Origin of the sequence: Mycolicibacterium iranicum, from assembly GCF_002101705.1 — a bacterium.
GTDB lineage: Bacteria > Actinomycetota > Actinomycetes > Mycobacteriales > Mycobacteriaceae > Mycobacterium > Mycobacterium iranicum.
The window spans coordinates 64,451-88,712 of record NZ_LQPC01000030.1 but is presented as its reverse complement, the minus strand read 5'-3'; the positions used below and the strand labels follow the sequence as shown (position 1 = coordinate 88,712).

The following is a 24,262-nucleotide window of genomic DNA, read 5'->3' as shown; positions in this document are numbered from 1 at the left end:
CGTCCACTGTAAAGCCGTGCGGGGCCACCCCCGCGCAACAATTCAGCGGGTGGAGACGGCGTTACCGACCCAGCGACGTAGGTAGGTCCGCAGCTCGTCACCGGCGCGCGGTGGCCGTCCGGGATCGATGACGAACGACTGGATGACCCGGAGCAGATGCTCGGAGAGCTGGCCCAGTCCGGCTTCGTCGAAACCTGCCGCCGTCCAGTCGACGTCCAGGCGGCCGACCATGTCCCGTGCAAAGTTCAGCGCGATGTCGGAGGTGACGGACTGCACGTGCGCCGACCCGCCGGGCACCATCATCAGCCCGATGTACTTCTCGCGCGGCAACCACTCCAGCGCGGTGGCCACCGCCTCGGTGACAGCCTCGGCGGGGTCGGTGACCCCGGCCATGTGGGCGGTCAGACGGTCGAGGAAGCCGTCGACGGCGTGGACGGCGGCCGCGACCAGCAGCGCCTCGGTGCTGGAGAAGTAGCGGTAGACCGTTTGCCGGGTGACGCCGACGGTGCGCGCCACGTCCGAGATGCTGAAATCGGCGCCGCGTTCCTCGATGGCCTTGCCTGCCGCTTCGAGGATGCGGGCGACAGCCTCCTCGTCGGAGGCCGGTTTGGCCCCGGACCAACCGTGGGTGCGCACGAGGGCACTTTAGGCCACCGTGTCGGCGCACTACCTGTAGGCGACCCGCAGGTCCTTGACGCCGTTGATCCAGCCCGAGCGCAGCCGCTGCGGCTCGGCTAGCTTGGCGATGTCGGGAATCTGGTCGGCGATCTCGTTGAACATCAGCTTGATCTCCATACGCGCGAGGTTGGCACCGATGCAGTAATGGGCGCCGTTTCCTCCGAAGGCCAAGTGTGGGTTGGGGTTTCGCAGGATATCGAACATGAAGGGCTTCTCGAACACGTCTTCGTCGAAGTTCGCCGAGCTGTAGAACAGGCCCACCCGCTGACCCTCGGCGATCGTCACGCCGCCGACCTCGACGTCGGCGAGGGCCGTGCGCTGAAAACAGTGCACGGGGGTGGCCCAGCGGATGATCTCGTCGATCGCCGTCTCGGGCCGTTCGCGTTTGAACAGTTCCCACTGGTCGGGATTGTCGAGAAACGCGTTCATGCCATGGGTCATCGCGTTGCGGGTGGTCTCGTTTCCCGCCACCGCCAGCAGGATGACGAAGAACGCGAACTCGACCTCTCCGAGGGAGTCGCCCTCGATATCTGCCTGGACGAGCTTGGTGACGATGTCGTCGGCCGGGCAGCGGCGACGCTCCTCGGCCATGGTGTACGCGTAGCCCATCAGCTCGGCGTTGGCCGTCGTCGGATCCGAGTCGAAGTCCGGGTCGTCGGTGTTCATGATCGCGTTGGTCCAGTGAAAGAGCCGCTCGCGGTCGGCTTCGGGAACCCCGATCAGATCGGCGATGGCCTGCAGAGGGAGTGTCATTGCGATGTCGTCGACGAAGTTGCCGCTGTCCTTCTCGGCGGCCCGGCGCACGATCTCGCGTGCGGACGCGGCGAGCTTGTGCTCCATCCCCGTGATCGCGCGGGGGGTGAACAGCCGTGACACGATCTTGCGGAGCCGGGTGTGCTCGGGTGCATCGTGGTTGATCAGCAGCGCCTTGGTCAGGTCGAGTTGCTCGGCGGTCACGCCGTCGGGCAGCCGCATCACCGCACCCTTGGCGTTCGTCGACCACAGCGCGTTGTTGCGCGAAATCGTCTTGATGTCCTCGTGGCGGGAGATCACCCAGTAGCCGCCGTCGCCGAAGATCGACTCCTCCTGCGCGTTCCACCAGACGGGTGCCGTCTTGCGCAACTCGGCGAACTCGGTGACGGGAATGCCCTTGAGCAGGACATCGGGGTCGGTGAAGTCATACCCCGGGGGCAGGAAGGGGCAGGTGGCGGTCATCGGGCTCCACTCCTGTGTGATGTACGGCACGTTCACTCGACCATACACTGATAAGTCAAGTTGTATGGCCGACACGATGGGTTCGTTGTGGCAGTAGCCACTAGGGTGGGCATCTGTGCACGTCCTGGTAGTTGGATCCGGAGCCCGTGAACACGCGCTGCTGCTTGCGCTGCGCCGAGACCCGGAGGTCGACGGGCTGTCGATCGCGCCGGGCAACGCAGGCACCGCCGCCATCGCCGATCAGTACGAAGTCGACGCGACGTCCGGCGAGGCCGTCACGGCCCTGGCGAAACGCATCGGCGCCGACCTCGTCGTCATCGGTCCGGAGGTGCCGCTGGTGCTCGGCGTCGCCGACGCCCTCCGGGCCGCGGGCATACCGTGCTTCGGTCCCACCAAGGACGCCGCGCGCATCGAGGGTTCGAAGTCCTTCGCCAAGGACGTCATGACCGCCGCCGGTGTGCGGACGGCGGTCAGCGAGATCGTCGACAATCCGGCCAATCTCGACGCCGCTCTGGACCGCTTCGGCCCACCGGGCGGTCAGGCCGCGTGGGTGGTCAAGGACGACGGTCTGGCCGCGGGCAAAGGCGTCGTGGTGACGACGGAGCGGGAGGCGGCCCGGGCGCACGCGGCGAGCCTGCTCGACGCCGGCCATCCGGTGCTCCTGGAATCCTTCCTCGACGGTCCCGAGGTGTCCCTGTTCTGTGTGGTCGACGGTGAGACTGTCGTGCCGCTGCTGCCCGCGCAGGACTTCAAGCGAGTCGGTGACGGCGACACCGGGCCCAACACCGGCGGGATGGGCGCGTACACGCCGCTGCCGTGGCTCCCCGATGAGGTGACCAGCCGCATCGTCGACGAGATCGTCAAACCCGTTGCGGTGGAATTGGTCCGGCGCGGAAGCTCGTTCTCAGGGCTGCTCTATGCGGGCCTTGCGATCACGTCCAACGGCCCGGCTGTCGTCGAATTCAACTGCCGCTTCGGCGATCCGGAGACCCAGGCGGTGCTGGCACTGCTCGATTCGCCGCTCGGGCAGCTGCTCCGCGCCGCCGCCACCGGCGAGCTGGCATCACAGCCACCGCTTCAGTGGCGTCACGGCGCTGCCGTGACGGTGGTGCTGGCGGCGGAGAACTATCCGGGACGGCCGCGCGTCGGGGACGTCATCCACGGCGCGGACGCCCCCTCGGTCCTGCACGCGGGGACGGCGCGTCGCGACGACGGCAGCGTCGTCTCGTCGGGCGGTCGTGTGCTGTCGGTCGTCGGCGTCGGTGACGACCTGACGTCTGCCCGCGAGTCGGCCTACTCCGCGATCAGCGCGATCCGCTTGCCCGGCAGCCACTTCCGTCACGACATCGGCCAGGCGGCGGCCGAAGGGCGGATTTCGCTTCAGCCTTAAGCGGTGAGCAGCGGCGCGGCCCAGCTCAGCTCGGGCGTCAGCTGGGAGGACCAGAAGGCTGCGTTGTGGCCGCCGGGGGAGAAGCCGCCCGCGGGCGGTGTCGGGAGCTGTGCGATGAACTGCTCGGTCGCCGAAACGAACGGGTCGTCGAACCCACAGTCGATGCGCAGCGGTATCCCGTCGAGCGTCCGCAGCCCCCACACGCTGTTGGCCTCGTAGTCCTCGGCGCCGTCGAAGGCCCCGGGCGCCGCGGCCCCCGGCGAGGTCCACAGTGCCGGACTCACCGCGCAGATCGCTGCGGTGCGTGCCGCGCCGAGCCGCGAACCGAGCAGCATCGCGCCGTAGCCGCCCATCGACCAACCGAGGAACGCCACCCGTGAGGTGTCGAGTGCGTGCCCCGCGAGCAGCGGAATGAACTCGTCGAGCACCATCGCTCCCGAGTCGTCGCCGGAGGCGCGGCGATGCCAATAGCCATTGCCGCCGTCGACGGCCGCGATCGCGAACGGTGGCAAGCCCGCCGCGACCGCGTCGGCGAGGAAGCGCTCCACGCCCATCGACATCACGGTGGCGGCCGAGGAATCCTTGCCGTGCAGCAGGATCACCGGGCGCAGCGGCGAAGTCTGGCCGGGCGGGCGGGCGATGGCCCAGTTGACGGTGGCGCCGCCACGGGCGGCCGAGGCGAATGAACCGGTCTCATATGTCGGGGTCTGGGACGGCGATTCGGGTGATACCGGTGGTGCGGCTGAGGCCACTGCGGCGGCTACGGTGGACATCCCAGCGACTCCGGCGGCCGTCGTCAGACCCGCGCGCAGACCGAGCGACAGCAATTCTCGGCGGTTGATGGTCGGCATGCGCGACATCATCGCACTGGCATCGCAGCGGACTCGCCGGTGCGACCCGCCGTAACGACCGAACAATGGCTGATGATTCGCCGAAAGCCCGATGTCGACACCTCGTGACTGGCACCATGCATGGGGTGACGGCAGCGGTCACTCCCAAGGGAGAACGTCGACGGTATGCGCTGGTCAGTGCTGCTGCCGACCTTCTGTGCGAAGGGGGCTTCGACGCGGTCCGGCACCGCGCGGTCGCGCGCAGAGCAGGACTGCCGTTGGCGTCGACAACGTACTACTTTTCTTCGCTGGACGATCTGATCGCCAAGGCGGTCGAACACGTCGGCACGCGGGAGAGTGAACAACTCCACCACCGGGTCGAGGCGCTGTCACGCCGCCGCCGCGGTGCGGAGTCCACCGCCGACATCCTCGTCGACTTGCTGGTCGGAGATAACCCGGAACGTGTCACCGAGCAGATGATCTCGCGCTACGAGCGGTACATCGCCTGCGCCCGGCAGCCCGGGCTGCGCGACATCCAGCGCCGCATTCTGCGCCAGCGCAGCGAGGCCGTCGTCGAAGTCGTGGAACGTTCGGGACGCTCCGTGCGGGCCGAACTCGTCACCGCACTGGTGTGCGCGGTCGACGGTGCCGTGGTCGCCGCACTCGTCGGCGACGGCGACGGTCCCCGGGCCACGGCGCGGGCCACCCTGATCGATGTGATCGACGTCCTGGCTCCGTTCAATTGACGCGACCGTTCGATAACTGCGTTTGCTTTCGCGCCGGTCTGGTTAATCCGTCGTGGTGAAATTCGCAGGCACTGCGGGTGCGGCGCTCGATGCTGCGCTCGACCGCTCCGTGGTGCTCGGGTACACCAAGGTCGGCTCGCGGATCCGCAAGCTGTGGTGGCCCGCGGACCCGCCGCCGAGGGCAATGGCAGGCAAGCGCGTGGTGGTCACCGGTGCGACGGCGGGGATCGGTGCCGCCATGGCCGAATCCTTCAGCCGCCTGGGCGCCACGGTGCATCTGGTAGGCCGTGACGAGGCCAAGGTCAGACGGCGCGCGGGCGAGATTCGCGGCACCGTCTCCGGCGCACAGGTGGTCGAGGAAGTCTGTGATGTCTCCGATCTCGACGCCGTGCGTGCGTGGACCGGTGATCTGACGAATCGCATCGATGCGCTGCACGGACTGGTGCACAACGCCGGGGTGATGCCCAAGCAGCGAGCGGAAACAAAGCAGGGGAACGAGATTCAGTTCGCCACCCACGTGCTGGGTCCACACTTGATGACCGAGAACCTGCTCACGCTGCTGAATGCCGCCGGGGAGGCCGCGGTGGTGTTCATGTCGTCCGGCGGAATGTACTCAGCGCCGCTGAAGCGCTGGGGGACAAGCGAACTCGAATCCACTGACGGCGACTACAACGGTGTCAGGGTGTACGCACGGACGAAGCGGATGCAGGTGGTGCTGGCCGAGGCGTGGGCACGTCGGCTCGCGACTTCTCCAGTGCGCGTGTACAGCACGCATCCCGGCTGGGTCGAAACACCCGGTGTGGCCGATGCGCTGCCCGGATTTCGGCGGCTCACCCGTCCGCTGCTGCGCGATGCCGCCGACGGTGCTGACACCGCCGTGTGGCTGGTAGCCACCCGACCCGAATCGCACGGGGGAAACTTCTGGCACGACCGGGCGCAACGCCCCACGACATTCGGCTGGCAACGCGACGAGGATGCACAGCTTATTGCGTCATTCGTCAACGAGGTGTCCGACATCACGAATACGGCACGGAATTGGTCGGATTATCTCGTTGACACTGCAGATCTCATCTCACGGGTCGATGATGAGTGATCCGAGCGAATCAGTGGGGAGGGCGTGATGTCAGAAACCGCGGCCGGCACGAACAGCTCCGAAACGCAGCCTGAGCTCAAAAGGGTGATGGGGCCGGGCCTGCTGCTGCTGTTCGTCGTCGGCGACATTCTCGGCACCGGGGTTTACGCCCTAGTTGGCGACGTCGCCGCCGAAGTCGGTGGTGCGGCCTGGCTTCCATTCCTCGTCGCATTCATCGTCGCGACCATCACAGCGTTCAGCTATCTGGAGCTGGTGACCAAGTACCCCCAGGCCGCAGGTGCAGCGCTCTACGCCCACAAGGCCTTTGGTATCCACTTCATCACGTTCCTGGTGGCCTTCGTCGTGATGTGCTCCGGAATTACCTCGGCGTCAACGGCTTCCAGAGCATTCGCGGCAAACTTCTTCACCGGTTTCGGAGTGGAAGACGCGCCGAAAGCAGGCGTGCTGATCCTGGCCCTTGTGTTCATGGCGGCCTTGGCGGCGATCAACTACCGCGGCGTCGGAGAAAGCGTCAAGCTCAACGTCGTTCTCACCATCGTCGAGATCACAGGTCTGCTCGTGGTGATCCTGGTGGGCTTGTGGGCGTTCACCGGCGGCGGCGGTGACGTCGACTTCTCCCGCATTGTGGCGTTCGAGACGGCCGAGGACAAGAACACCTTCCTCGCCGTCACCGCAGCCACCTCGCTGGCCTTCTTCGCGATGGTCGGATTCGAGGACTCGGTGAACATGGCCGAGGAGACCAAGGATCCGATCAACACGTTCCCCAAGATCCTGCTTTCGGGATTGACCATCGCAGGCATCGTGTACGTGCTCGTCTCGATAGTGGCCGTCGCGCTCGTGCCGATCGGAAAGCTGGAGGAGAGCGACACCCCGCTCGTGGAGGTCGTCAAGGCCGGCGCACCGGGGCTGCCGATCGACGACATCCTGCCGTTCATGACGATGTTCGCGGTGTCGAACACCGCACTGATCAACATGCTGATGGCCAGCCGGCTCATCTACGGCATGGCGCGCCAGCATGTGTTGCCCCCGGTTCTGGGCACCGTGCACCCGACCCGCCGGTCCCCCTGGGTGGCGATCATCTTCACCACGCTGATCGCGTTCGGACTCATCACCTACGTGTCGACGTTCGCCAGCAGCAACGCCATCTCGATTCTCGGCGGCACCACCAGCCTGCTGCTGCTCACCGTGTTCGCCGTCGTGAACGTGGCGGTGCTGGTGCTCCGACGCGACGTGCGAGCGTCCGGCGGGCACTTCAAGACCCCGACCGCGCTGCCGGTGATCGGCTTCGTCGCCTCGCTCTATCTCGTGCTGCCGTTCTCGGGCCGGCCCACTCAGCAGTACATCGTGGCCGGTGGGCTGGTCGTCATCGGCATCGTGCTGTTCTTCATCACCCAGCAGATCAACAAGCAGCTGGGTATCAAGGACGGCCACATCACCGACCCGACACACCTGGGCTCGTCGCCGGACTAGGACTCCGCTTCCAGCCGCGCCAATCTGGTCTCCAACAGTTTGGTTCGGTGCGAATTGCCTTGCAGCTCAAGGTATCGGCGGCCGAAGACGGCCAGCAGCGCATCGTCGAGGCGGCGCACGGCGCCGGCGGGATACCGGTAGCCCATGGCGGCGTTGACGGCGTCGGTGTCGATCCCGTCGAGCACGTCGTCGACCTCGTCGATCGAATCGATTCCGAGGTCGAGCAGCAGTCCGGCGATCCACGCGTAGTGGTCGGTGCGCGACCACCCGGCATCGGGGAACCTGTTGCCCAGATAGGTCGCCAGCACTGCGGTCGGTATCCGCGGATCGCTGGTCGTCTCGGGTGCGGTGGTGTCGGGCATCGAGGTCCGGAGCCGTTCCCTGACCGCGGAGAACTCCCGGTCGGCGAGCTCGAGTAAGCCGGCGGCCAACGTGAAGCGCCGGTCCAGGTCGGGCACGTGTGCGGCGGGAATCGAGCCCTTGTAACGGATCTCGTGCTCGAACTCCGCCCACGCATGCTGCAGCACCGTGCGCACCTGGATCGAGGCCGGCTGCTGCACGCCTTCCACGCCGACAAGCAGATGTCTGCTCGCGTAACCCCACCGCCCTTCGCGGGCGGTCTCCTGCCCCATGTCGCGGTCGTCAAGCAGCCGCATCTCCTCGGCGAGCAGATTGGCTACGCTGTCGACGTCCTCACGCAGATACGTGATGACCCGCAGCCCGATCAGATCGGTGATCTCGACAAGGGGCTCGGTGAACAGCGGCGTGCCGTCGAGGGCGCGGCGTTGCGTTTTCGCCGCGAACGACTCGACGCTCTTGGTGCGGGCAGTGACGGACAGGTAGTTGATGCCTGCGTCGTCGAGAAGCGCGGTGACCAGCTGCAGATAGTGGTCCGTCGATTCCACCAAAGCGGGTCGTCGGGCCGCGTACTCGGCCACCGCGGCCGACGGCGCAGCCCGGGCCGTCGTTTTGACGGGGGGTCGCGTCTTCGCGCGGCGAGCCTCCGGCAGCGACGGCGTGACGATGTAGCCGCTCGCCGCATCGCCGTAGATCGTCACGTCCTCGGGCCGGTGGTACCAGAACAAACCCACGTAGGCGCAGATGACAGCGTCGACCGGGTCCTCGTCGCGGTCCAGATGACTCGGTTTGGTGGCGGCCTCGACCCTTTTCCGGAGTTCGACCCACGCGACGCTGCGGTTGACGCGCAGCCTCGGCGTCGCGTCGTCGAGGCCCTCGATCAGCGTCATCAACCGCAGCAGCTCACGGTGTCGGTCCGCGAAGGGACCGCGCTTGTACTTCAACGTCTTCTCAAGCTCGAACAGCACCACCGTCGCCGGATGCGGATACACCTCGATCGCACGGCGCGACGAACTCGACGACGGGTCCATGTCGAGACCGAGACGTTCGGCGATGCGCGCCGCCCTTGGATGCTTGAACTCGGGACGGTCGGTGAACGCCGGTCGGGCGCCCGCCTCGAACCGCTGGAAATCCCGGTTGAACTGCGTCTCCGCCGGCCGGTGCCCGGTCGCGTTCTTCACGATCAGCGGCGCGTCGATGGCGACCAGGCAGTCGTCCTTGGTGAACGGTGCGACGGCCGTGGCGATGCTGTCGTCGTCGTGCGCGGCGCCCACATGGAGCAGCCGCCCGTCGGAATCGACCACCGCGACGCCGGTCTGGTTCTTCTCACCCCATGCGAGATCGAGGCCGACGAAATGCATGGCCTCTACTGTGCCGTAGGTCCGGCACGGCAGGGTGCTTCTAAGCTGTGTGTTCGTGAGCATCCCGAACGTCCTGGCCAATCGCTACGCCAGCGAGGAGATGGTGGCGATCTGGTCGCCCGAGGCGAAGATCGTCGCCGAGCGGCGGTTGTGGCTGGCAGTGCTGCGGGCCCAATCGGAGTTGGGAGTCGAGCTTCCTTCCGGCGTCGTCGCCGACTACGAGCGGGTGCTGGAGAACGTCGACCTGGCATCGATCGCCTCGCGGGAGCGCGTGTTGCGCCACGACGTGAAGGCGCGCATCGAGGAGTTCAACGCGCTTGCCGGCCACGAGCACGTCCACAAGGGCATGACCAGCCGCGACCTCACCGAGAATGTCGAACAGTTGCAGATCCGGCGGTCGCTAGAACTCGTCCACGCCCACGGCGTCGCCGTCGTCGCGCGGCTGGCCGAGCGTGCAGCGCTCTACCGCGACCTGGTGATGGCCGGGCGGTCCCACAACGTGGCGGCGCAGGCCACCACGCTCGGCAAGCGATTCGCATCGGCCGCCGAGGAGATGCTCGTCGCTCTGCAGCGGGTCGAACAGCTCATCAAGCGCTACCCGCTCCGCGGCATCAAGGGCCCGATGGGCACCGCCCAGGACATGCTCGACCTGTTCGACGGCGACACGGTGCGCCTCGCCGAGCTGGAGACCCGCATCGCCCAATTCCTCGGCTTCACCGAGGTGTTCACCAGCGTCGGGCAGGTCTACCCCCGTTCACTGGACCACGACGTCGTCTCGGCCCTCGTGCAGCTGGGCGCGGGGCCGTCGTCGCTGGCGCACACCATCCGGCTGATGGCAGGCCACGAACTGGTCACCGAGGGGTTCGCCCCCGGGCAGGTCGGCTCATCGGCGATGCCCCACAAGATGAACACCCGCTCGTGCGAGCGGGTGAACGGACTTCAGGTGGTGCTGCGTGGATACGGCTCGATGGCCGCCGAACTCGCCGGCGCCCAGTGGAACGAAGGCGACGTTTTCTGCTCGGTGGTCCGCCGGGTGGCGCTGCCCGATGCGTTCTTCGCGCTCGACGGCCAGACCGAGACGTTCCTGACGGTGCTCGACGAATTCGGGGCCTACCCCGCCGTGATCCAGCGGGAGCTCGACCGCTACCTGCCGTTCCTGGCCACCACCCGGATCCTGATCGCGGCGGTCCGGGCCGGGATCGGCCGCGAGACCGCACACGAGGTGATCAAGGAACACGCGGTGGCGGTGGCGCTGGCGATGCGCGAGCGCGGCGCCGAACCCGACCTGCTGGACCGGCTCGCCGCCGATCCCCGGCTGCCGCTGGACCGCGTGGCACTCGATACGGCGCTGGCCGACAAGCAGGTGTTCAGCGGGGCGGCGGGCGATCAGGTCGATCGCGTGGTCGCCGCGGTCGACGACCTGGTGGGACGCTATCCGGAAGCGGCGAAATACACCTCGGGCGCGATTCTCTGAACCGGAAAGCGTTGCGGTGTCCTGCGATCGGAAACCGGTTCGTCGAGCGGCCGGCATCCGCCTAGTCTGGGTTCGGTGGACTCTCGTCAACCCGACATCAGGGCATCGGACGCCGACCGAGCCGCAGTGACCCAGATCCTCGAGCACGCCGTGGGGCAGGGCATGCTGACCCTCGACGAGTACACCGAACGGATCGACGTCGTCATCGCGGCGCGCACTCGCCGTGAGCTCGACACCGTCATCGCCGACCTGCCCCATATCCGCCGTGATGCCGCACCGGTGCCCGCAGCGCCGGAGGTGTTGACCAGCTGGATGTCGGGAATCTCCCGCAAAGGTCAGTGGACGGTCCCGCCGCAGCTTCGTCTGGTCACCCGAATGTGTTCGACCACCTTGGATTTCACCACTGCAGTGTTGTCAGGTCCGGTGGTGCGGATCGACATCGACGACTATTTCAGCTCCACCGAGCTGATCCTGCCCGACGGTGCGACCGCCGACCTGAACGGTGTAGGCAACGTCGCATCGTCCACGACGGTCAAGGTGACGTCGAGTCCGCCGTCGCGCTCCCTGCACGTCGTCGTCACCGGCAAGGTGCGGTTCGGATCGGTGACCGCCAAGCACCCGTTCGGCACGGCGTTGAAGCGTTTGCTGAAATGACCCGGGCGTTTCCGCCGAAACTGCATTCCACGCGGCGTTTTCGGCGGTGGGACCGCGCGGAATGCAGTTTCGCGATCAGTCTTTGCGTTTGAGGTTGGCGGCGCGGATTCCCGACGCCCGCAACTCCAGAGCCGCCAGCCCGCGGATCGCAATGGGGTCCTGATTGCGCCACGCTCCCACCGGATCTGGACTCACGGCCGCCAGTTTGGGCAGGGGCCGATTCGCCAACGCGCGCAGCGCGAGTAATTCCTCACCCGCCGCGGTCGACGACAGTGTGACGGCCGTCCACTTGCGCCGGAAGAACCGCAACCGCAGAAACATCCACGGCATCATCAGTGCCAGGATCGGCGGTGCCGCGACCGCGAGTGCGAGCAGCCACGCCAGCCACCCCGCCGTCACGCCGAGGGACTGGCCCGCACCCGCGATCTCGCGGGCCGCGTCGCCGGCACCCCGCAGCGGCCCTGCGAGTGTGTCGCCGATCAACGGGACGTCGTCGGCGCTGTTTCCGGCGTTGTCCAGGTTGCCTGCGACGCCGTTGGCGCCACCCTCCAGTTGATATCCGAATTCGGCGATGGTCGACACCGCCGAATACACCGCGCTGCCCACCCACACCCAGATGGCCGCCCAGGTGATCATGACGATGTCGCTGACCAGCTGCCTCAACAACCGCGCCGGCGTCGTGGCGTATGGGATCCACCGAGATTTCATGCGATCGATCAGACCACGCCTCCCCGTCGCCTCGCTCGCCCCTCGGTATTTCCCCCGTCGCTTCGCTCGCCCTTGGAAGTAGGTGCCCCCCGGACGACCGATAGGCTGGCCCGATGCGTCCCGCTCTGTCCGACTACCAGCATCTGGCCAGCGGCAAAGTTCGTGAGCTGTATCGCATCGACGACGGGCACCTGTTGTTCGTCGCATCGGACCGCATCTCGGCCTACGACTACGTCCTCGACTCGCTGATCCCGGACAAGGGCCGTGTCCTGACCGCGATGAGCGTGTTCTACTTCGGTCTCCTCGGCGCCCCCAACCATCTCGCCGGACCGCCCGACGACGAACGCATCCCCGAAGATGTGCTGGGCCGCGCCCTCGTCGTGAAGCAGCTCGAGATGCTGCCCGTCGAGGCGGTGGCGCGGGGCTACCTGACCGGCTCCGGGTTGATCGACTACCAGAGGACCGGCGCTGTCTGCGGAATCCCGCTGCCGGCCGGCCTCGTGGAGGCCAGCAAGTTCGACGAACCGCTGTTCACCCCGGCCACCAAGGCCGATTTCGGTGAGCACGACGTCAACATCACATTCGACGACGTCGTCGACCTGATCGGCGCCGACCGTGCCGCGCGGCTGCGGGACCTCACGTTGGCCACCTACATCCAGGGCGCCGACCACGCACTGACCAAAGGCATCATCGTCGCCGACACCAAATTCGAGTTCGGCGTCGACTCCCGGGGTGAATTCACACTGGCCGATGAGGTGTTCACGCCGGACTCGTCGCGCTACTGGCCCGCCGATGATTACGTCGTGGGGCAGGTGCAGAACAGCTTCGACAAGCAGTTCGTGCGCAACTGGTTGACGAGCCCGGAATCCGGGTGGGACCGGCATGGCGACCAGCCGCCACCCCCGCTGCCCACGGAGATCGTCGATGCCACCAGAGCGCGCTACATCGAAGCCTACGAACGCATCTCGGGACTGAAGTTCGACGACTGGATCGGAGGAACCGCGTGAGCGGTGACGTGTTGGCACCCACCGCCAAGCGGGTCGACACCCGTCGGGAGCATCATGGGGACGTCTTCATCGACCCGTACGAGTGGCTGCGGGACAAAGAGAGCCAAGACGTCGTCGACTACCTCGAAGCGGAGAACGCCTTCACCGAGCACGTGACCGAAGGCCTTGCCCCGTTGCGACAGAAGATCTTCGACGAGATCAAGGCCCGCACCAAGGAGACCGATCTGTCGGTTCCCACCCGTCGCGGTGACTGGTGGTACTACGGTCGCAGTTTCCAGGGCAAGCAGTACGGCGTGCAATGCCGTTGCCCAGTCTCCGATCCCGACGACTGGAATCCGCCTCAGCTCGACGAGAACACCGAGATCCCCGGCGAACAGGTGCTCCTCGATGAGAACGTCGAAGCCGAGGGGCACGACTTCTTCTCGCTGGGCGCCGCGAGCGTCAGCGTAGACGGCAACATCCTCGCGTACTCGGTCGACGTCAAGGGTGACGAGCGATACACGCTGCGGTTCAAGGACTTACGTACAGGACAGCGCTACGACGACGAGATCGTCGGCATTGGAGCCGGTGTGACCTGGGCGGCAGACAACAACACCGTCTATTACGTCACCGTCGACGACGCCTGGCGTCCGGACACGGTATGGCGACACCGCCTCGGAGCCGGGTTGCCCGCCGAGCGGGTCTACCACGAGGCCGACGAACGCTACTGGATTGGCGTGGGGCGCACGCGCAGCAACAAGTACGTCATCATCGCCGCAGGCAGCGCGGTGACCTCGGAGCTGCGCTACGCCGACGCTGCGGACCCACAGGCGGAGTTCGACATCGTCTGGCCGCGAAGGGAATCGGTTGAGTATTCGATCGAGCACGCCGTCGTCGGAGGGGAGGACCGGTTCCTCATCCTGCACAACGACGGTGCCGAGAACTTCACCCTCGTCGAGGCGCCTGTCAGTGATCCCACCGACACCCGAACGCTGATCGCACATCGCGAGGACGTGCGGCTCGACGCTATCGACGCCTTCGCTGAACACCTCGTCCTGAGCTACCGCAAGGATGCGCTGCCGCGAATCCAGCTGTGGCCGATCCTCGACGCCGGATATGGTGAGGCGCAAGACATCACGTTCGACTCCGAGCTCATGTCGGTCGGGCTGTCGGCCAACCCGAACTGGAGTGCGCCGAAGATGCGGATCGGCGCGACGTCGTTCGTCACCCCGGTCCGCATCTACGATCTCGACCTGGCCACGGGCGAACGCACCCTGCTGCGCGAGCAGCCCGTGCTGGGTGACTACCGACCCGAAGATTATGTCGAACGGCGCGACTGGGCAGTCGCGTCAGACGGTGCGCGCGTTCCGATCTCGATTATTCACCGGGCGGGCCTTCAATACCCCGCACCCGTCCTGCTGTACGGATATGGCGCCTACGAATCCTGTGAGGATCCCCGGTTCTCGATCGCACGGCTTTCGTTGCTGGACCGCGGGATGATTTTCGCCATCGCCCATGTGCGTGGCGGCGGGGAACTCGGTCGGCCATGGTACGAGCACGGCAAGATGCTGGAGAAGCGCAACACGTTCACCGACTTCATCTCCGTGGGCGGCCATCTCGTCGGAACCGACGTCACCAGACCCGAGAACATGGTTGCCTATGGCGGCAGCGCGGGAGGCCTGTTGATGGGTGCGGTGGCCAACATGGCGCCGGATCTGTTCGCCGGCATCCTCGCCACTGTGCCCTTCGTCGATCCGCTCACCACGATCCTGGATCCCTCGCTACCGCTGACCGTGACTGAATGGGATGAGTGGGGCAATCCACTGGAAGACCCCGAGGTCTACCGCTACATGAAGTCGTACTCGCCGTACGAGAACGTGGAGAGCAAGACCTACCCGGCGATCCTGGCGATGACGTCACTCAACGACACCAGGGTCTATTACGTCGAGCCGGCGAAATGGGTTGCGGCCCTGCGCTACGCGCAGTCCGACCCGGCCGGCGAGTCGGCCAAGGTGCTGCTGAAGACGGAAATGAACGCCGGACACGGAGGAATCAGCGGTCGCTACGAGCGGTGGAAGGAAACCGCGTTCCAGTACGCATGGGTTCTCGATGTCGCGAAAGCCGAACAGTCCGGCTGACTCGCAGGGACACCATCATGACCAGGGGCTCTTACCACCACGGCGACCTGAAAGCCGTGATCCTGGCGCAGGCGGCGGTCCTGGTCGCCGAACGCGGAGCCGACGGCGTCTCACTGCGGGAACTGGCCCGTGCCGCAGGTGTTTCGCACGCTGCACCGGCACACCACTTCACCGACCGGCGCGGCTTGTTCAGTGCGCTCGCCGCACAGGGATGGCGGATGCTGGCAGCTGCACTTGCCGAGTCGCGACCCGAATTCCTCGATGCCGCATTGGCGTACGTGCAGTTCGCCGTTGAACACCCCGGGCACTACGAGGTGATGTTCGACCGCTCGCTCGTCAACCCAGACGATCCCGAGCTCGTCGCCGCCGAGGCCGCCGCCGGCGCCGAGCTGGCCTCTGGTGTCGGCACACTCGACGACGCGCGCGCGAAGGAGGACCCCCAGGCTGCCGGGCTCGCAGCCTGGTCCCTGGTGCACGGATTCGCGATGCTGTGGCTCAATGACGTCATCGACACCGACACCGACGCCGTCGAGACCGCCCGGCGCGTGGCGCGCATGCTTTTCACACCGGGTCCGGTCGAACCCGAGGGCTACGAGTAGCGTTCGCGTCATGACCCTCACCGAGATTCCGCTCACCACACTCGACGGCCGGCCCACCACACTGGCCGAATTGGCCGACGGCGCAGTGCTGATCGTGAACGTCGCGTCGAAGTGCGGGCTGACTCCGCAGTACACCGCCCTGGAACAGCTGGCCAAGGACTACCGCGACCGGGGCCTCACGGTGGTGGGGGTGCCCTGCAACCAGTTCATGGGTCAGGAACCAGGCACCGCCGAGGAGATCCAGACGTTCTGCTCCACCAACTACGGGGTGACGTTTCCCCTACTGGAGAAGATCGACGTCAACGGTGCCAATAGGCACCCGCTGTACGCCGAGTTGACCCAAGTGGCCGATGACTCGGGCGAGTCCGGCGATGTGCAGTGGAATTTCGAGAAGTTTCTGGTGGCTGCCGGCGGAAACGTGGTCAAGCGCTTCCGTCCGCGTACCGTTCCCGACGATCCCGAGGTCATCTCGGCCATCGAGGACGTCTTGCCGCGGTAGGCGTACGGACACCTGCACGCGGAGTGTTGTCCACCATCAGGACACCTGACGTTGCGACACTGCGAACGTGGCAGGACAACTGATCGTCTCGATTTCCGGGATCAGCGACCGCACGCTCGCCGAGGTCGTCGCTTTCCGCACCCAGCTGGAAGACCGCGGGGTTCCCGCGTCGTTCCTGGTCGCGCCCCGGCTCAAGGACGGGTACCGACTGGATCGCGACGCCCAGACGGTCGACTGGCTGGTCGACCAGCGGGTCGACGGCGATGCGATCGTGCTGCACGGATTCGACGAGGCTGCCACGAAGACCCGGCGCGGGGAATTCGCGGCTCTGCCCGCCCACGAAGCCAATCTGCGGCTCATGGCCGCCGACCGCACGCTCGAACACCTCGGTCTGCGCACCAGGCTCTTTGCCGCGCCGGGCTGGAACGTCTCGCAAGGAACACTGACAGCACTGCCGCGCAACGGGTTTCGGCTTTTTGCTGGTCTGAGCGGAATCGCCGACCTGGTTCGGCAGGAGACAGAGCGAGGCCGTGTGCTTGGTATCGGCGAGGGATTCCTGACCGAGCCGTGGTGGTGCCGAACCCTGGTGATGTCCGCCGAGCGCACCGCGCGCCGCGACGGCATCGTCCGCGTAGCGGTGGCCGCCCGGCACCTGCGCAGGCCGGGGCCGCGCCAGGCGATGCTCGACGCCGTCGATCTGTCGCTCATGCACGGCTGCGTTCCGACGGTCTACGAATGGAAACCTCTCCCAGCGCTGACTGACGCCGCATAGCCGCATCCACTGGTCGATCGGCGTCTAGATTGGCGTCATGGACGCTGATGTCATCGTCGTGGGCGCTGGACTGGCCGGACTGGTCGCGGCCTGTGAGCTCGCCGAACGCGGCCGAAAGGTCCTGATCGTCGACCAGGAGAACGAGGCCAACGTTGGCGGCCAGGCGTTCTGGTCGTTCGGTGGCCTGTTCTTCGTCAACAGCCCCGAACAGCGGCGCTGGGGTATCCGTGACAGTCACGAATTGGCCCTGCAAGATTGGCTGGGCTCCGCCGGATTCGATCGCCCCGAGGACCACTGGCCTCGGCAATGGGCGCATGCCTACGTCGATTTCGCCGCGGGCGAGAAGCGCAGCTGGCTGCGCGACCGCGGACTGCAGACTTTTGCCCTGGTGGGCTGGGCCGAGCGTGGCGGCTACGACGCGAACGGGCACGGCAACTCGGTGCCGCGGTTCCACATCACCTGGGGCACCGGCCCTGCGCTGGTCGACATCTTCGCGCGCAGACTAGTCGGCAATCCACTGGTGCGATTCGCCCACCGCCACCGCGTCGACGAGCTGCTCGTCGACGGCGGTGCGGTAACCGGTGTGCGTGGCGCGGTGCTGGAACCGTCGACCGCGGTGCGGGGCGCACCCTCCTCGCGAAATACCGTGGGCGATTTCGAATTTCGTGCGCAAGCGGTGATCGTGGCCAGCGGCGGTATCGGCGGCAACCACGACCTCGTCCGAAAGTATTGGCCCAAGCGCATGGGCCGCGTCCCCGAACAGCTGCTCAGCGGTGTGCCCGCCCACGTGGACGGCCGCATGCTGGAGATCTCGGAGACGGCCGGTGTGAACGTCATCAACAAAGACCGGATGTGGCACTACACCGAGGGAATCACCAACTACGACCCGATCTGGGCGCGTCACGGCATCAGAATCCTGCCGGGCCCGTCGTCACTGTGGCTCGACGCGCACGGCAAACGACTGCCGGTGCCGCTCTATCCCGGGTTCGACACCCTCGGCACCCTCGAGTACATCGCCAAGACCGGCCAGGACTACACGTGGTTCGTGCTCAACGCCCGCATCATCGACAAGGAGTTCGGCTTGTCGGGGCAGGAACAGAACCCCGACCTGACCGGCCGCAGCATCCGGGCCGTGCTGGAGCGCAGTCGGAAAGGACCGGCGCCGGTGCACGCCTTCGTCGACAAGGGTGTGGATTTCGTCAGTGCGACCACGCTGCGCGAACTGGTGATGAAGATGAACACCGTGCCCGACGTCGTGCCGCTCGACTTCGACGTCGTGGAGGCCGAGGTCACCGCCCGTGATCGCGAGGTGGCCAACAAGTTCACCAAGGACGGTCAGATCACGGCGATCCGTGCGGCCCGCGGGTACCTCGGCGACCGGCTCAGCCGCGTCGTCGCCCCGCACCGTCTCACCGACCCCAAGGCCGGCCCGCTGATCGCGGTGAAGCTGCATATCCTGACGCGAAAGTCGTTGGGCGGCATCGAAACAGACCTGGACGGACGGGCGCTGCGCGGCGATGGGACGGTGCTGCCCGGGCTGTATGCCGCCGGTGAGGCGGCGGGCTTCGGCGGCGGGGGAGTGCACGGGTACCGGTCGCTGGAAGGGACCTTCCTCGGCGGCTGCGTCTTCTCGGGTCGGGCGGCGGGCCGCGCCGCCGCCAAAGCGGTGGGTTGACGGAGCGCGAGGTCTCGGCGAGCAGACGCAAACTCGCACGACACGCCCGGGATGCATGCGAGTTTCTGTCTGCTCGCGCTCAGAACTCGGTGGCGCTCTCCTGTTCGAGCACCTGGAAGTCGGTGTCGGTCATCTCGGTCAAGCGACCGTAGAAGATCGGCCTGCCGACGGGGTCGATGATCGCCTGATGAATCGGCACCGCGTGCGTCGGTGCGACCGCCCGCAGGTAGTCGACGGCCTCGGACACCTTCATCCACGGGGCGGCGGCCGGAGTCGCCAGGACATCGACCGGTTCGTCGGGGACGAACAGCGCATCACCGGGATGCATCAGCTTCGCCGGATGCTCGCCGTCGCCGACAAGATACGAAATGTTGTCGATCACAGGGATTTCCGGATGGATCACGGCATGCGTGCCGCCTGCGCCGCGCACCGTCAGATGCCCGATCGACAGCGCGTCGCCGACGTTGACCGCCTGCCACGCACCGCCAAGCTGAGCCGCCGTCTGGGGATCGGCGTACAGGGCGGCCTGCGGATTGGCCTCGACGAGCGCGGGCAGTCGGTCGGTGTCGGCATGGTCGGGGTGTTGATGAGTGATGAGGATGGCGGTCAGGCCGGTGACGCCTTCGAAGCCGTGCGAGAACGTGCCCGGATCGAAGAGCACGGTGGTCGCGTCACCCGAACCGCTGTCGAAGCTCGCCATGAGGCAGGAATGACCGAAATGTGTGAGCTGCATCCCTATATTCTGGCTCCCAGCGGCATGTGGGGGTGCAGGTGTACGTGCGATTGTTGTTCGCGCTGGCCATGGTGGTGTCGGGGCTGGTGGCCACTCCGCGGTTGGCGCAATCCTCGCCAGGTGCCTGCCCTCCGCTGTGCGACACGATCCCTGACTCGGCGTGGATCGAGTCCGGATCGATCCCGCTGTCGGGCATCTACCGCTGGCCCGCTCTCGCGGCCCTCGCCGTCACTGTCACGACGCCACGATTCGAGTTCGAGTCGTGGTGCGCCACCCCCGGCCGCGACACCGACTCCCGTGATTTCGCCGTCGCCGCCCACGCCGATGTGGCGAACCCGCCCGGCCAGTGGAACCTGCACGTTCAGGTCATCCACTGGCGCGGTGACACCGTCACCGGTGGCCGAGACGCACTGGAATCCCTCGAATGGGCCCGGATGGCTCTGGCGTCCTGCCAGATGACCGCCGCGGAGGTGTCACCGTCGGTTACCACCAGCACGCCGATGGATCTCGCGGCGGTCATCAGCGACGGCGGTCGCCGCGTGATGCACACCTACCTGATCGTCGACCCGGCCAGCAGCTCCCTGGTGGAGATGGCGCTGTGGTCGACAGTCCCGCTGACCGTCGAGTGGCGCGGGGTCGCACCCGACACCGAGGTGTTCAACGCGATGGCCGCCCCCCTCTGCGAGGCCTACCTGGGCTCGTGCCGGTGAGGCGCCGGTCTCGTCACCGCAGGTAGAGTGACGCCGTGGCAAAAGTGGTGGTGCACGTCATGCCGAAGACGGAGATCCTGGATCCGCAGGGCCAGGCAATCGTCGGTGCGCTCGGCCGGCTGGGCTTCGAGGGAATCTCAGATGTCCGCCAGGGCAAGCGGTTCGAGCTTGAGGTCGACGGTGACGTCGACGACGAGAAGCTCGCCGAGATCGCCGAATCCCTGCTCGCGAATACCGTGATCGAGGACTGGACGATCAGCCGGGAAGGCTCCTCATGACCCGAGTGGGCGTCATCACATTCCCCGGCACCCTCGACGACATCGACGCGGCCCGCGCGGTGCGGCTGGCCGGCGCCGAGGCCGTCAATCTGTGGCACGCCGACGCCGACCTCAAAGGCGTCGACGCCGTCATCGTCCCCGGCGGGTTCTCTTACGGCGACTACCTGCGTGCAGGAGCCATCGCGCGGTTCGCCCCGGTCATGGGCTCCGTGGTGGAGGCAGCAGGCAAAGGTATGCCGGTGCTGGGGATCTGCAACGGCTTTCAAGTCCTCTGCGAAGCGGGTCTGCTGCCCGGAGCGTTGACGCGCAACGCCGGGTTGCACTTCATCTGCCGCGACACCTGGCTGGAGGTTGCGTCGAATACGTCGGCGTGGACGACCCGGTACGAGCAGGGCGCCGACATCCTGGTTCCGCTGAAGTCCGGCGAGGGCCGCTACGTCGCGAGCCAAGAGGTGCTCGATGAACTCGAGGGTGAAGGCCGCGTGGTGTTCCGGTACCGCGAGAACCTCAACGGATCGATGCGCGACATCGCGGGCATCAGCTCGGCCAACGGGCGCGTCGTCGGCCTGATGCCGCATCCCGAACACGCCACGGAAGCCTTGACGGGTCCGTCCGACGACGGGCTGGGCATCTTCTACTCCGCATTGGACACAGTTTTGGTGTCCTGACCCCTGTTCAGGCGCCGCGAGCGTGCGCGAAATGCCGCCGAATTGCGGCGCGTCGCCGTGCAGACGCGCGCGCTCGCGGAGCATCGGCCCTTAGGCGCTCAGCGCGACTGACGCTTCTGCCGTGTAACACAGGAACGTCAGTGTCTCCTGCAGGTAGAGCTGCACGGTGTCAGCGTCGTGCGACAGATAGCCGATACACACATCGGTGCCCAGCTGAAGGTCGAAATCGCCTCCGCGAGTCGACAATACGAAAGCGCCGTCGATGGCCGGCGCCCAGATGATCTCCCCGTCGACGAGTCGGTTGAGGTGCTCGCGGATCGGATAACCGTGCGCGGTGGTCTCACTGACCTTGGTGTACACCTCGGCTGACAGCAGCACGCTGTACGGTCCGTCGACACCGGCCAGACGCAGCTCCGAGAGCGCCTGGCTGATGACGTCGGGGATCTCGCGAGGGTCCTCGGGTAGGGCGAGGTTCGGGCACGAGCTCGACTTGCGGATACCGCTGATGTGCGCGGCCTCGTAGCCCTCGAAGATCGCCCGGTCCTCGGCGAACGCCAACTTCTTGGCGGCATCCTTGACCGGGTCCCAGTCGGAATCCTGCGAGCCGCGCTCGACGTCGTCGATATCGGTGCGGTTCACCGTGAACGGCACCCGCAACCGCACCAGAGGCCGGGCGTCTCGCAGGTGTGCCACCACACCCTCGCCGGGCGGCAGGACGTCGAGCAGATGACCGGTGCTCACCGCCGCCGTCACCGGCCCGCCCGGCTCGCTGACATCGACCACCCGGCGGCCGGCGATGTGGCGCTTGAAGGTGCGCGTCGCCTCCTGCTCGATCTCGGCCCACGCGGCATCGGTGATCGGTGCCAGCTCGCGATACAGGTTGTTCATCAGGGGTGTCCTTTCAAGCTTCCGATCGCCAACGATCCGTCGTAAACAGTTGTGGCTGAGACTTTTTGAGGGCTACGGGCAGGTAGCGGGGGTGGGTCGTCGAGGAAGTCGATCGTCGGGACGAAGAACATCGTGCCGGTCTGCGCCGTCGAGAAATCCAGGATCCGGTCGGTGTTGCCCGGCGGGTCGCCGAGGAACATGTTGGTCAGCATTCGTTCGGTGACGGCCGGATCGGCGGAATACGCGATGTAATACGTGCCGGATTCGCTCCCCTGTCCTGAACGAGCACCGCCGAGCGTGCCGAACGGCATGTTGGCCCGCACGATCGCGAGCTCGTTACCGTCCTCGTCCTCGATAGTGTTCAGCGCGACGTGCGAGTTGGCCGGTTTCACATCGTCGTCGAGCTCGATGTCCTCCAGCTTGGTGCGGCCGATGACGAGCTCTTGTTCGTTGACGCTCAATGCATTCCACGCGTCCATGTCATGGGTGTAGCGCTGCACGTGCACATAGCTTGCGCCTGCGAAGTCCGGGTCGTCGGCGATCTGCACGGCGGCCACCGCGTCGGGGCCGTCCGGGTTCTCGGTGCCGTCGACGAAGCCGAGCAGGTCACGCTGCTCGAAGAACTTGAACCCGTGAACCTCATCGACAACCGTCACTGCGCCCGCCATCGACGACAGCAGCCGCCCGCCGAGCTCGAAGCACACATCCAGGGATCCGCCCCTGATGTGGAGCAACAGGTCGCCCGCGGTCGACGGCGCATGATGCCGTTCGCCCTTGAGCTCGACGAACTCGTGCAGGTTCGCCGGACGCGGCCCCGAAAAAAGCCGGTCCCATGCCGAGGAGCCAATGCCGGCCACCAAATTCAGGTGAGCGTCGGGCACCCGGAACCCCACGGCCTTGACCAGCCCGCCGAATCCCGTCAGCGCTTCGTGCACGACGGACTCGCCACCCTCTTCGATCGTCGCCACCAGGAAGATCGCCGCTGGTGTGAGAGGCGTCAGGATGGGCTGCGGACGAGGCACACCCAGGACCCTAGCGTCAAGATCAAGCCGGACACCGGTCAAGATGGAAAGATGCCAGCTAGCCCCCAGGGACTCTGCGAGTTCATCGACGCGTCGCCGTCGCCCTTCCATGTGTGCAGCACCGCCGCGGACCGACTCCGGTCGGCTGGATTCACCGAGCTGTCGGAAACCGATGCCTGGCCGGGGGCGGGTGACTACTTCGCGGTGCGCGCCGGATCGCTGATCGCGTGGCGCTGCGCGGGCTCGGTTGCCACACCGTTTCGTATCGTGGGGGCTCACACCGACAGCCCCAATCTGCGCGTGAAGCAACATCCCGACCGTTTCGTGTCGGGCTGGCAGATCGTGGCGCTGCAGCCCTACGGCGGCGCCTGGCTGAACTCCTGGCTGGACCGCGATCTCGGGATCAGTGGCCGGCTTTCGGTGCGCGAGGGCGCCACCATCCGCCACACCCTCGTCCGGATCGACGATCCGGTGCTGCGGGTGCCGCAGCTGGCGATCCACCTGTCCGAGGATCGCAAGGGGGTGGAGCTGAACCCGCAGCGTCACGTCAACGCGGTCTGGGGGGTCGGGACGGGTGCCAGGTCGTTCCTCGGGTACGTGGCCGCGCACGCCGAGGTCGACGTCGACGACGTGCTCGGATTCGACCTGATGACCCACGACATCAACCCGTCGCGGCTGGCCGGTGTGGACGGCGATCTGGTGAGTGCGCCGCGGCTGGACAACCAGGCGACGTGCTACGCCGGGCTGGAGGCGTTCCTCGGGGTGCGCCCCGACGGCGTCACCCCGGTGCTGGTGCTTTTCGACCACGAGGAGGTCGGTTCGCAATCCGACCACGGCGCGCAGTCCGAACTGCTGCTCACCGTGCTGGAACGCATCACGCTGGCCGCAGGCGGCAGCCGGGAGGACTTCCTGCGGCGGCTGCCCGGCTCGATCGTCGCGTCGGGTGACATGGCGCACGCGACCCACCCGAACTACCCGGAACGCCACGAACCCGGCCACCTCATCGAGGTCAACGCCGGACCGGTGCTCAAGGTGCAGCCCAATCTGCGCTACGCCACAGACGGCCGCACCGCCGCGGCGTTCGCGCTTGCCTGCGAACAGGCCGGGGTGCCGCTGCAGCGCTACGAGCACCGCGCGGACCTGCCCTGCGGCTCGACGATCGGACCGATGACGGCGGCCAACACCGGCATCCCGACCGTGGACGTCGGCGCCGCCCAGCTGGCGATGCACTCCGCGCGTGAGGTGATGGGCGCAGCCGATGTCGCGGACTATTCCGCTGCACTCGCGGCCTTTTTGTCACCGGCCTGACCTAGGGTGC

The 24,262-nt window shown here is 66.7% G+C and carries 24 protein-coding genes; 16 read left to right on the top strand and 8 right to left on the bottom strand.

Annotation, left to right across the window (positions count from 1 at the left end; genetic code table 11):
- Positions 1 to 42: 42 nt before the first annotated feature.
- Both AWC12_RS14045 and AWC12_RS14040 read right to left on the bottom strand, forming a co-directional pair.
- A complete protein-coding gene (locus tag AWC12_RS14045; RefSeq protein ID WP_024448740.1) occupies positions 43 to 636 on the bottom strand; it encodes a TetR/AcrR family transcriptional regulator in 594 nt (197 codons plus the stop codon).
- A 30-nt stretch (positions 637 to 666) separates the two neighbouring features.
- Positions 667 to 1,893, bottom strand: a complete 1,227-nt coding sequence (locus tag AWC12_RS14040; RefSeq protein WP_024448739.1) for a cytochrome P450 — start codon at positions 1,891 to 1,893, stop codon at positions 667 to 669.
- A gap of 115 nt (positions 1,894 to 2,008) precedes the next feature.
- Between AWC12_RS14040 and purD the strand changes: the two genes are divergently transcribed.
- Positions 2,009 to 3,283 (top strand): phosphoribosylamine--glycine ligase, encoded by a 1,275-nt coding sequence (gene purD / locus AWC12_RS14035; RefSeq protein ID WP_085175050.1) that lies wholly within the window; start codon positions 2,009 to 2,011, stop codon positions 3,281 to 3,283.
- Here the strand turns inward: purD and AWC12_RS14030 are convergent.
- Positions 3,280 to 4,146, bottom strand: coding sequence for an alpha/beta hydrolase (locus tag AWC12_RS14030; protein ID WP_207576436.1), 867 nt, complete (start codon positions 4,144 to 4,146; stop codon positions 3,280 to 3,282). The two genes, purD and AWC12_RS14030, sit on opposite strands and share 4 nt — an antisense overlap.
- A 104-nt stretch (positions 4,147 to 4,250) precedes the next feature.
- Here AWC12_RS14030 and AWC12_RS14025 point away from each other — a divergent pair, with 104 nt between their 5' ends.
- From AWC12_RS14025 to AWC12_RS14015, 3 genes are read left to right on the top strand one after another with little or no spacing between them, the layout of a single operon-like run.
- Complete coding sequence (locus AWC12_RS14025) at positions 4,251 to 4,859, top strand: TetR/AcrR family transcriptional regulator (RefSeq protein WP_024448736.1); 609 nt, start codon at positions 4,251 to 4,253, stop codon at positions 4,857 to 4,859.
- A gap of 55 nt (positions 4,860 to 4,914) precedes the next feature.
- A complete protein-coding gene (locus tag AWC12_RS14020; RefSeq protein WP_085175419.1) occupies positions 4,915 to 5,952 on the top strand; it encodes an SDR family NAD(P)-dependent oxidoreductase in 1,038 nt (345 codons plus the stop codon).
- Between the two features lie 27 nt (positions 5,953 to 5,979).
- Entirely contained in the window at positions 5,980 to 7,422 is a 1,443-nt protein-coding gene (locus AWC12_RS14015; protein ID WP_024448734.1) for an APC family permease, read from the top strand.
- Here AWC12_RS14015 and relZ read toward each other — a convergent pair.
- Positions 7,419 to 9,140, bottom strand: coding sequence for a bifunctional ribonuclease/(p)ppGpp synthase (gene relZ / locus AWC12_RS14010; protein ID WP_085175048.1), 1,722 nt, complete (start codon positions 9,138 to 9,140; stop codon positions 7,419 to 7,421). The genes AWC12_RS14015 and relZ overlap by 4 nt on opposite strands.
- Before the next feature lie 55 nt (positions 9,141 to 9,195).
- On the opposite strand from relZ, the gene purB reads away from it, so the two are divergent.
- Positions 9,196 to 10,614, top strand: coding sequence for an adenylosuccinate lyase (gene purB, locus AWC12_RS14005; RefSeq protein WP_085175417.1), 1,419 nt, complete (start codon positions 9,196 to 9,198; stop codon positions 10,612 to 10,614).
- A 75-nt stretch (positions 10,615 to 10,689) separates the two neighbouring features.
- Positions 10,690 to 11,268 (top strand): DUF1707 SHOCT-like domain-containing protein, encoded by a 579-nt coding sequence (locus tag AWC12_RS14000; RefSeq protein WP_085175047.1) that lies wholly within the window; start codon positions 10,690 to 10,692, stop codon positions 11,266 to 11,268.
- Between the two features lie 75 nt (positions 11,269 to 11,343).
- On the opposite strand, the gene AWC12_RS13995 is transcribed toward AWC12_RS14000, so the two are convergent.
- Positions 11,344 to 11,976, bottom strand: coding sequence for a hypothetical protein (locus AWC12_RS13995; RefSeq protein ID WP_085175045.1), 633 nt, complete (start codon positions 11,974 to 11,976; stop codon positions 11,344 to 11,346).
- 113 nt (positions 11,977 to 12,089) lie between these two features.
- Here AWC12_RS13995 and AWC12_RS13990 point away from each other — a divergent pair, with 113 nt between their 5' ends.
- The 6 genes from AWC12_RS13990 (at position 12,090) to AWC12_RS13965 (ending at position 18,645) form a co-directional block, all read left to right on the top strand.
- Entirely contained in the window at positions 12,090 to 12,983 is an 894-nt protein-coding gene (locus AWC12_RS13990; protein ID WP_085175043.1) for a phosphoribosylaminoimidazolesuccinocarboxamide synthase, read from the top strand.
- Positions 12,980 to 15,100, top strand: a complete 2,121-nt coding sequence (locus tag AWC12_RS13985) for a S9 family peptidase (protein WP_085175041.1) — start codon at positions 12,980 to 12,982, stop codon at positions 15,098 to 15,100. Before AWC12_RS13990 ends, AWC12_RS13985 begins: the two co-directional genes overlap by 4 nt.
- A gap of 17 nt (positions 15,101 to 15,117) precedes the next feature.
- Complete coding sequence (locus AWC12_RS13980) at positions 15,118 to 15,699, top strand: TetR/AcrR family transcriptional regulator (RefSeq protein WP_085175039.1); 582 nt, start codon at positions 15,118 to 15,120, stop codon at positions 15,697 to 15,699.
- 10 nt (positions 15,700 to 15,709) lie between these two features.
- Positions 15,710 to 16,198 (top strand): glutathione peroxidase, encoded by a 489-nt coding sequence (locus tag AWC12_RS13975; RefSeq protein WP_085175037.1) that lies wholly within the window; start codon positions 15,710 to 15,712, stop codon positions 16,196 to 16,198.
- A gap of 67 nt (positions 16,199 to 16,265) precedes the next feature.
- Complete coding sequence (locus AWC12_RS13970) at positions 16,266 to 16,970, top strand: DUF2334 domain-containing protein (RefSeq protein ID WP_085175035.1); 705 nt, start codon at positions 16,266 to 16,268, stop codon at positions 16,968 to 16,970.
- A 37-nt stretch (positions 16,971 to 17,007) separates the two neighbouring features.
- Complete coding sequence (locus tag AWC12_RS13965; protein WP_085175034.1) at positions 17,008 to 18,645, top strand: FAD-binding dehydrogenase; 1,638 nt, start codon at positions 17,008 to 17,010, stop codon at positions 18,643 to 18,645.
- 79 nt (positions 18,646 to 18,724) lie between these two features.
- Here AWC12_RS13965 and AWC12_RS13960 read toward each other — a convergent pair whose 3' ends face one another.
- Positions 18,725 to 19,378, bottom strand: a complete 654-nt coding sequence (locus AWC12_RS13960; RefSeq protein WP_024448723.1) for an MBL fold metallo-hydrolase — start codon at positions 19,376 to 19,378, stop codon at positions 18,725 to 18,727.
- Positions 19,379 to 19,422: 44 nt separating this feature from the next.
- Between AWC12_RS13960 and AWC12_RS13955 the strand changes: the two genes are divergently transcribed.
- Genes AWC12_RS13955 through purQ form a run of 3 tightly spaced genes read left to right on the top strand, consistent with a single transcriptional unit; the run spans position 19,423 to position 21,034 of the window.
- Positions 19,423 to 20,088, top strand: coding sequence for an ATPase (locus tag AWC12_RS13955; RefSeq protein WP_420087721.1), 666 nt, complete (start codon positions 19,423 to 19,425; stop codon positions 20,086 to 20,088).
- A gap of 35 nt (positions 20,089 to 20,123) precedes the next feature.
- Positions 20,124 to 20,366, top strand: coding sequence for a phosphoribosylformylglycinamidine synthase subunit PurS (gene purS, locus AWC12_RS13950; RefSeq protein ID WP_024448722.1), 243 nt, complete (start codon positions 20,124 to 20,126; stop codon positions 20,364 to 20,366).
- Complete coding sequence (gene purQ / locus AWC12_RS13945) at positions 20,363 to 21,034, top strand: phosphoribosylformylglycinamidine synthase subunit PurQ (protein WP_085175032.1); 672 nt, start codon at positions 20,363 to 20,365, stop codon at positions 21,032 to 21,034. Before purS ends, purQ begins: the two co-directional genes overlap by 4 nt.
- Positions 21,035 to 21,124: 90 nt before the next feature.
- Here the strand turns inward: purQ and AWC12_RS13940 are convergent, their stop codons facing one another.
- Both AWC12_RS13940 and AWC12_RS13935 read right to left on the bottom strand, forming a co-directional pair.
- On the bottom strand, positions 21,125 to 21,922 hold the full coding sequence (locus tag AWC12_RS13940) for a family 1 encapsulin nanocompartment shell protein (protein ID WP_085175030.1): 798 nt from the start codon (positions 21,920 to 21,922) through the stop codon (positions 21,125 to 21,127).
- Positions 21,922 to 22,950 (bottom strand): Dyp-type peroxidase, encoded by a 1,029-nt coding sequence (locus tag AWC12_RS13935; RefSeq protein ID WP_110808649.1) that lies wholly within the window; start codon positions 22,948 to 22,950, stop codon positions 21,922 to 21,924. The genes AWC12_RS13940 and AWC12_RS13935 overlap by 1 nt, the downstream gene beginning before the upstream one ends.
- Before the next feature lie 45 nt (positions 22,951 to 22,995).
- Between AWC12_RS13935 and AWC12_RS13930 the strand changes: the two genes are divergently transcribed.
- Positions 22,996 to 24,252: a M18 family aminopeptidase gene (locus AWC12_RS13930; protein WP_085175411.1), complete on the top strand. Its 1,257-nt coding sequence runs from the start codon at positions 22,996 to 22,998 to the stop codon at positions 24,250 to 24,252.
- The last annotated feature ends 10 nt before the right edge of the window (positions 24,253 to 24,262 follow it).

What these genes read in the sequence shown, in the direction of transcription:
- AWC12_RS13975 (WP_085175037.1), top strand. Translation starts at nt 15,710, where the DNA reads ATGACCCTCACCGAGATTCCGCTCACCACACTCGACGGCCGGCCCACC.
- AWC12_RS14040 (WP_024448739.1), bottom strand. Translation starts at nt 1,893, where the DNA reads ATGACCGCCACCTGCCCCTTCCTGCCCCCGGGGTATGACTTCACCGAC.
- AWC12_RS13960 (WP_024448723.1), bottom strand. Translation starts at nt 19,378, where the DNA reads ATGCAGCTCACACATTTCGGTCATTCCTGCCTCATGGCGAGCTTCGAC.
- AWC12_RS14025 (WP_024448736.1), top strand. Translation starts at nt 4,251, where the DNA reads ATGCATGGGGTGACGGCAGCGGTCACTCCCAAGGGAGAACGTCGACGG.
- AWC12_RS13965 (WP_085175034.1), top strand. Translation starts at nt 17,008, where the DNA reads ATGGACGCTGATGTCATCGTCGTGGGCGCTGGACTGGCCGGACTGGTC.
- AWC12_RS13995 (WP_085175045.1), bottom strand. Translation starts at nt 11,976, where the DNA reads ATGAAATCTCGGTGGATCCCATACGCCACGACGCCGGCGCGGTTGTTG.
- AWC12_RS13940 (WP_085175030.1), bottom strand. Translation starts at nt 21,922, where the DNA reads ATGAACAACCTGTATCGCGAGCTGGCACCGATCACCGATGCCGCGTGG.
- AWC12_RS13990 (WP_085175043.1), top strand. Translation starts at nt 12,090, where the DNA reads ATGCGTCCCGCTCTGTCCGACTACCAGCATCTGGCCAGCGGCAAAGTT.
- AWC12_RS13930 (WP_085175411.1), top strand. Translation starts at nt 22,996, where the DNA reads ATGCCAGCTAGCCCCCAGGGACTCTGCGAGTTCATCGACGCGTCGCCG.
- AWC12_RS14030 (WP_207576436.1), bottom strand. Translation starts at nt 4,146, where the DNA reads ATGATGTCGCGCATGCCGACCATCAACCGCCGAGAATTGCTGTCGCTC.
- purQ (WP_085175032.1), top strand. Translation starts at nt 20,363, where the DNA reads ATGACCCGAGTGGGCGTCATCACATTCCCCGGCACCCTCGACGACATC.
- AWC12_RS14015 (WP_024448734.1), top strand. Translation starts at nt 5,980, where the DNA reads ATGTCAGAAACCGCGGCCGGCACGAACAGCTCCGAAACGCAGCCTGAG.
- relZ (WP_085175048.1), bottom strand. Translation starts at nt 9,140, where the DNA reads ATGCATTTCGTCGGCCTCGATCTCGCATGGGGTGAGAAGAACCAGACC.
- AWC12_RS13980 (WP_085175039.1), top strand. Translation starts at nt 15,118, where the DNA reads ATGACCAGGGGCTCTTACCACCACGGCGACCTGAAAGCCGTGATCCTG.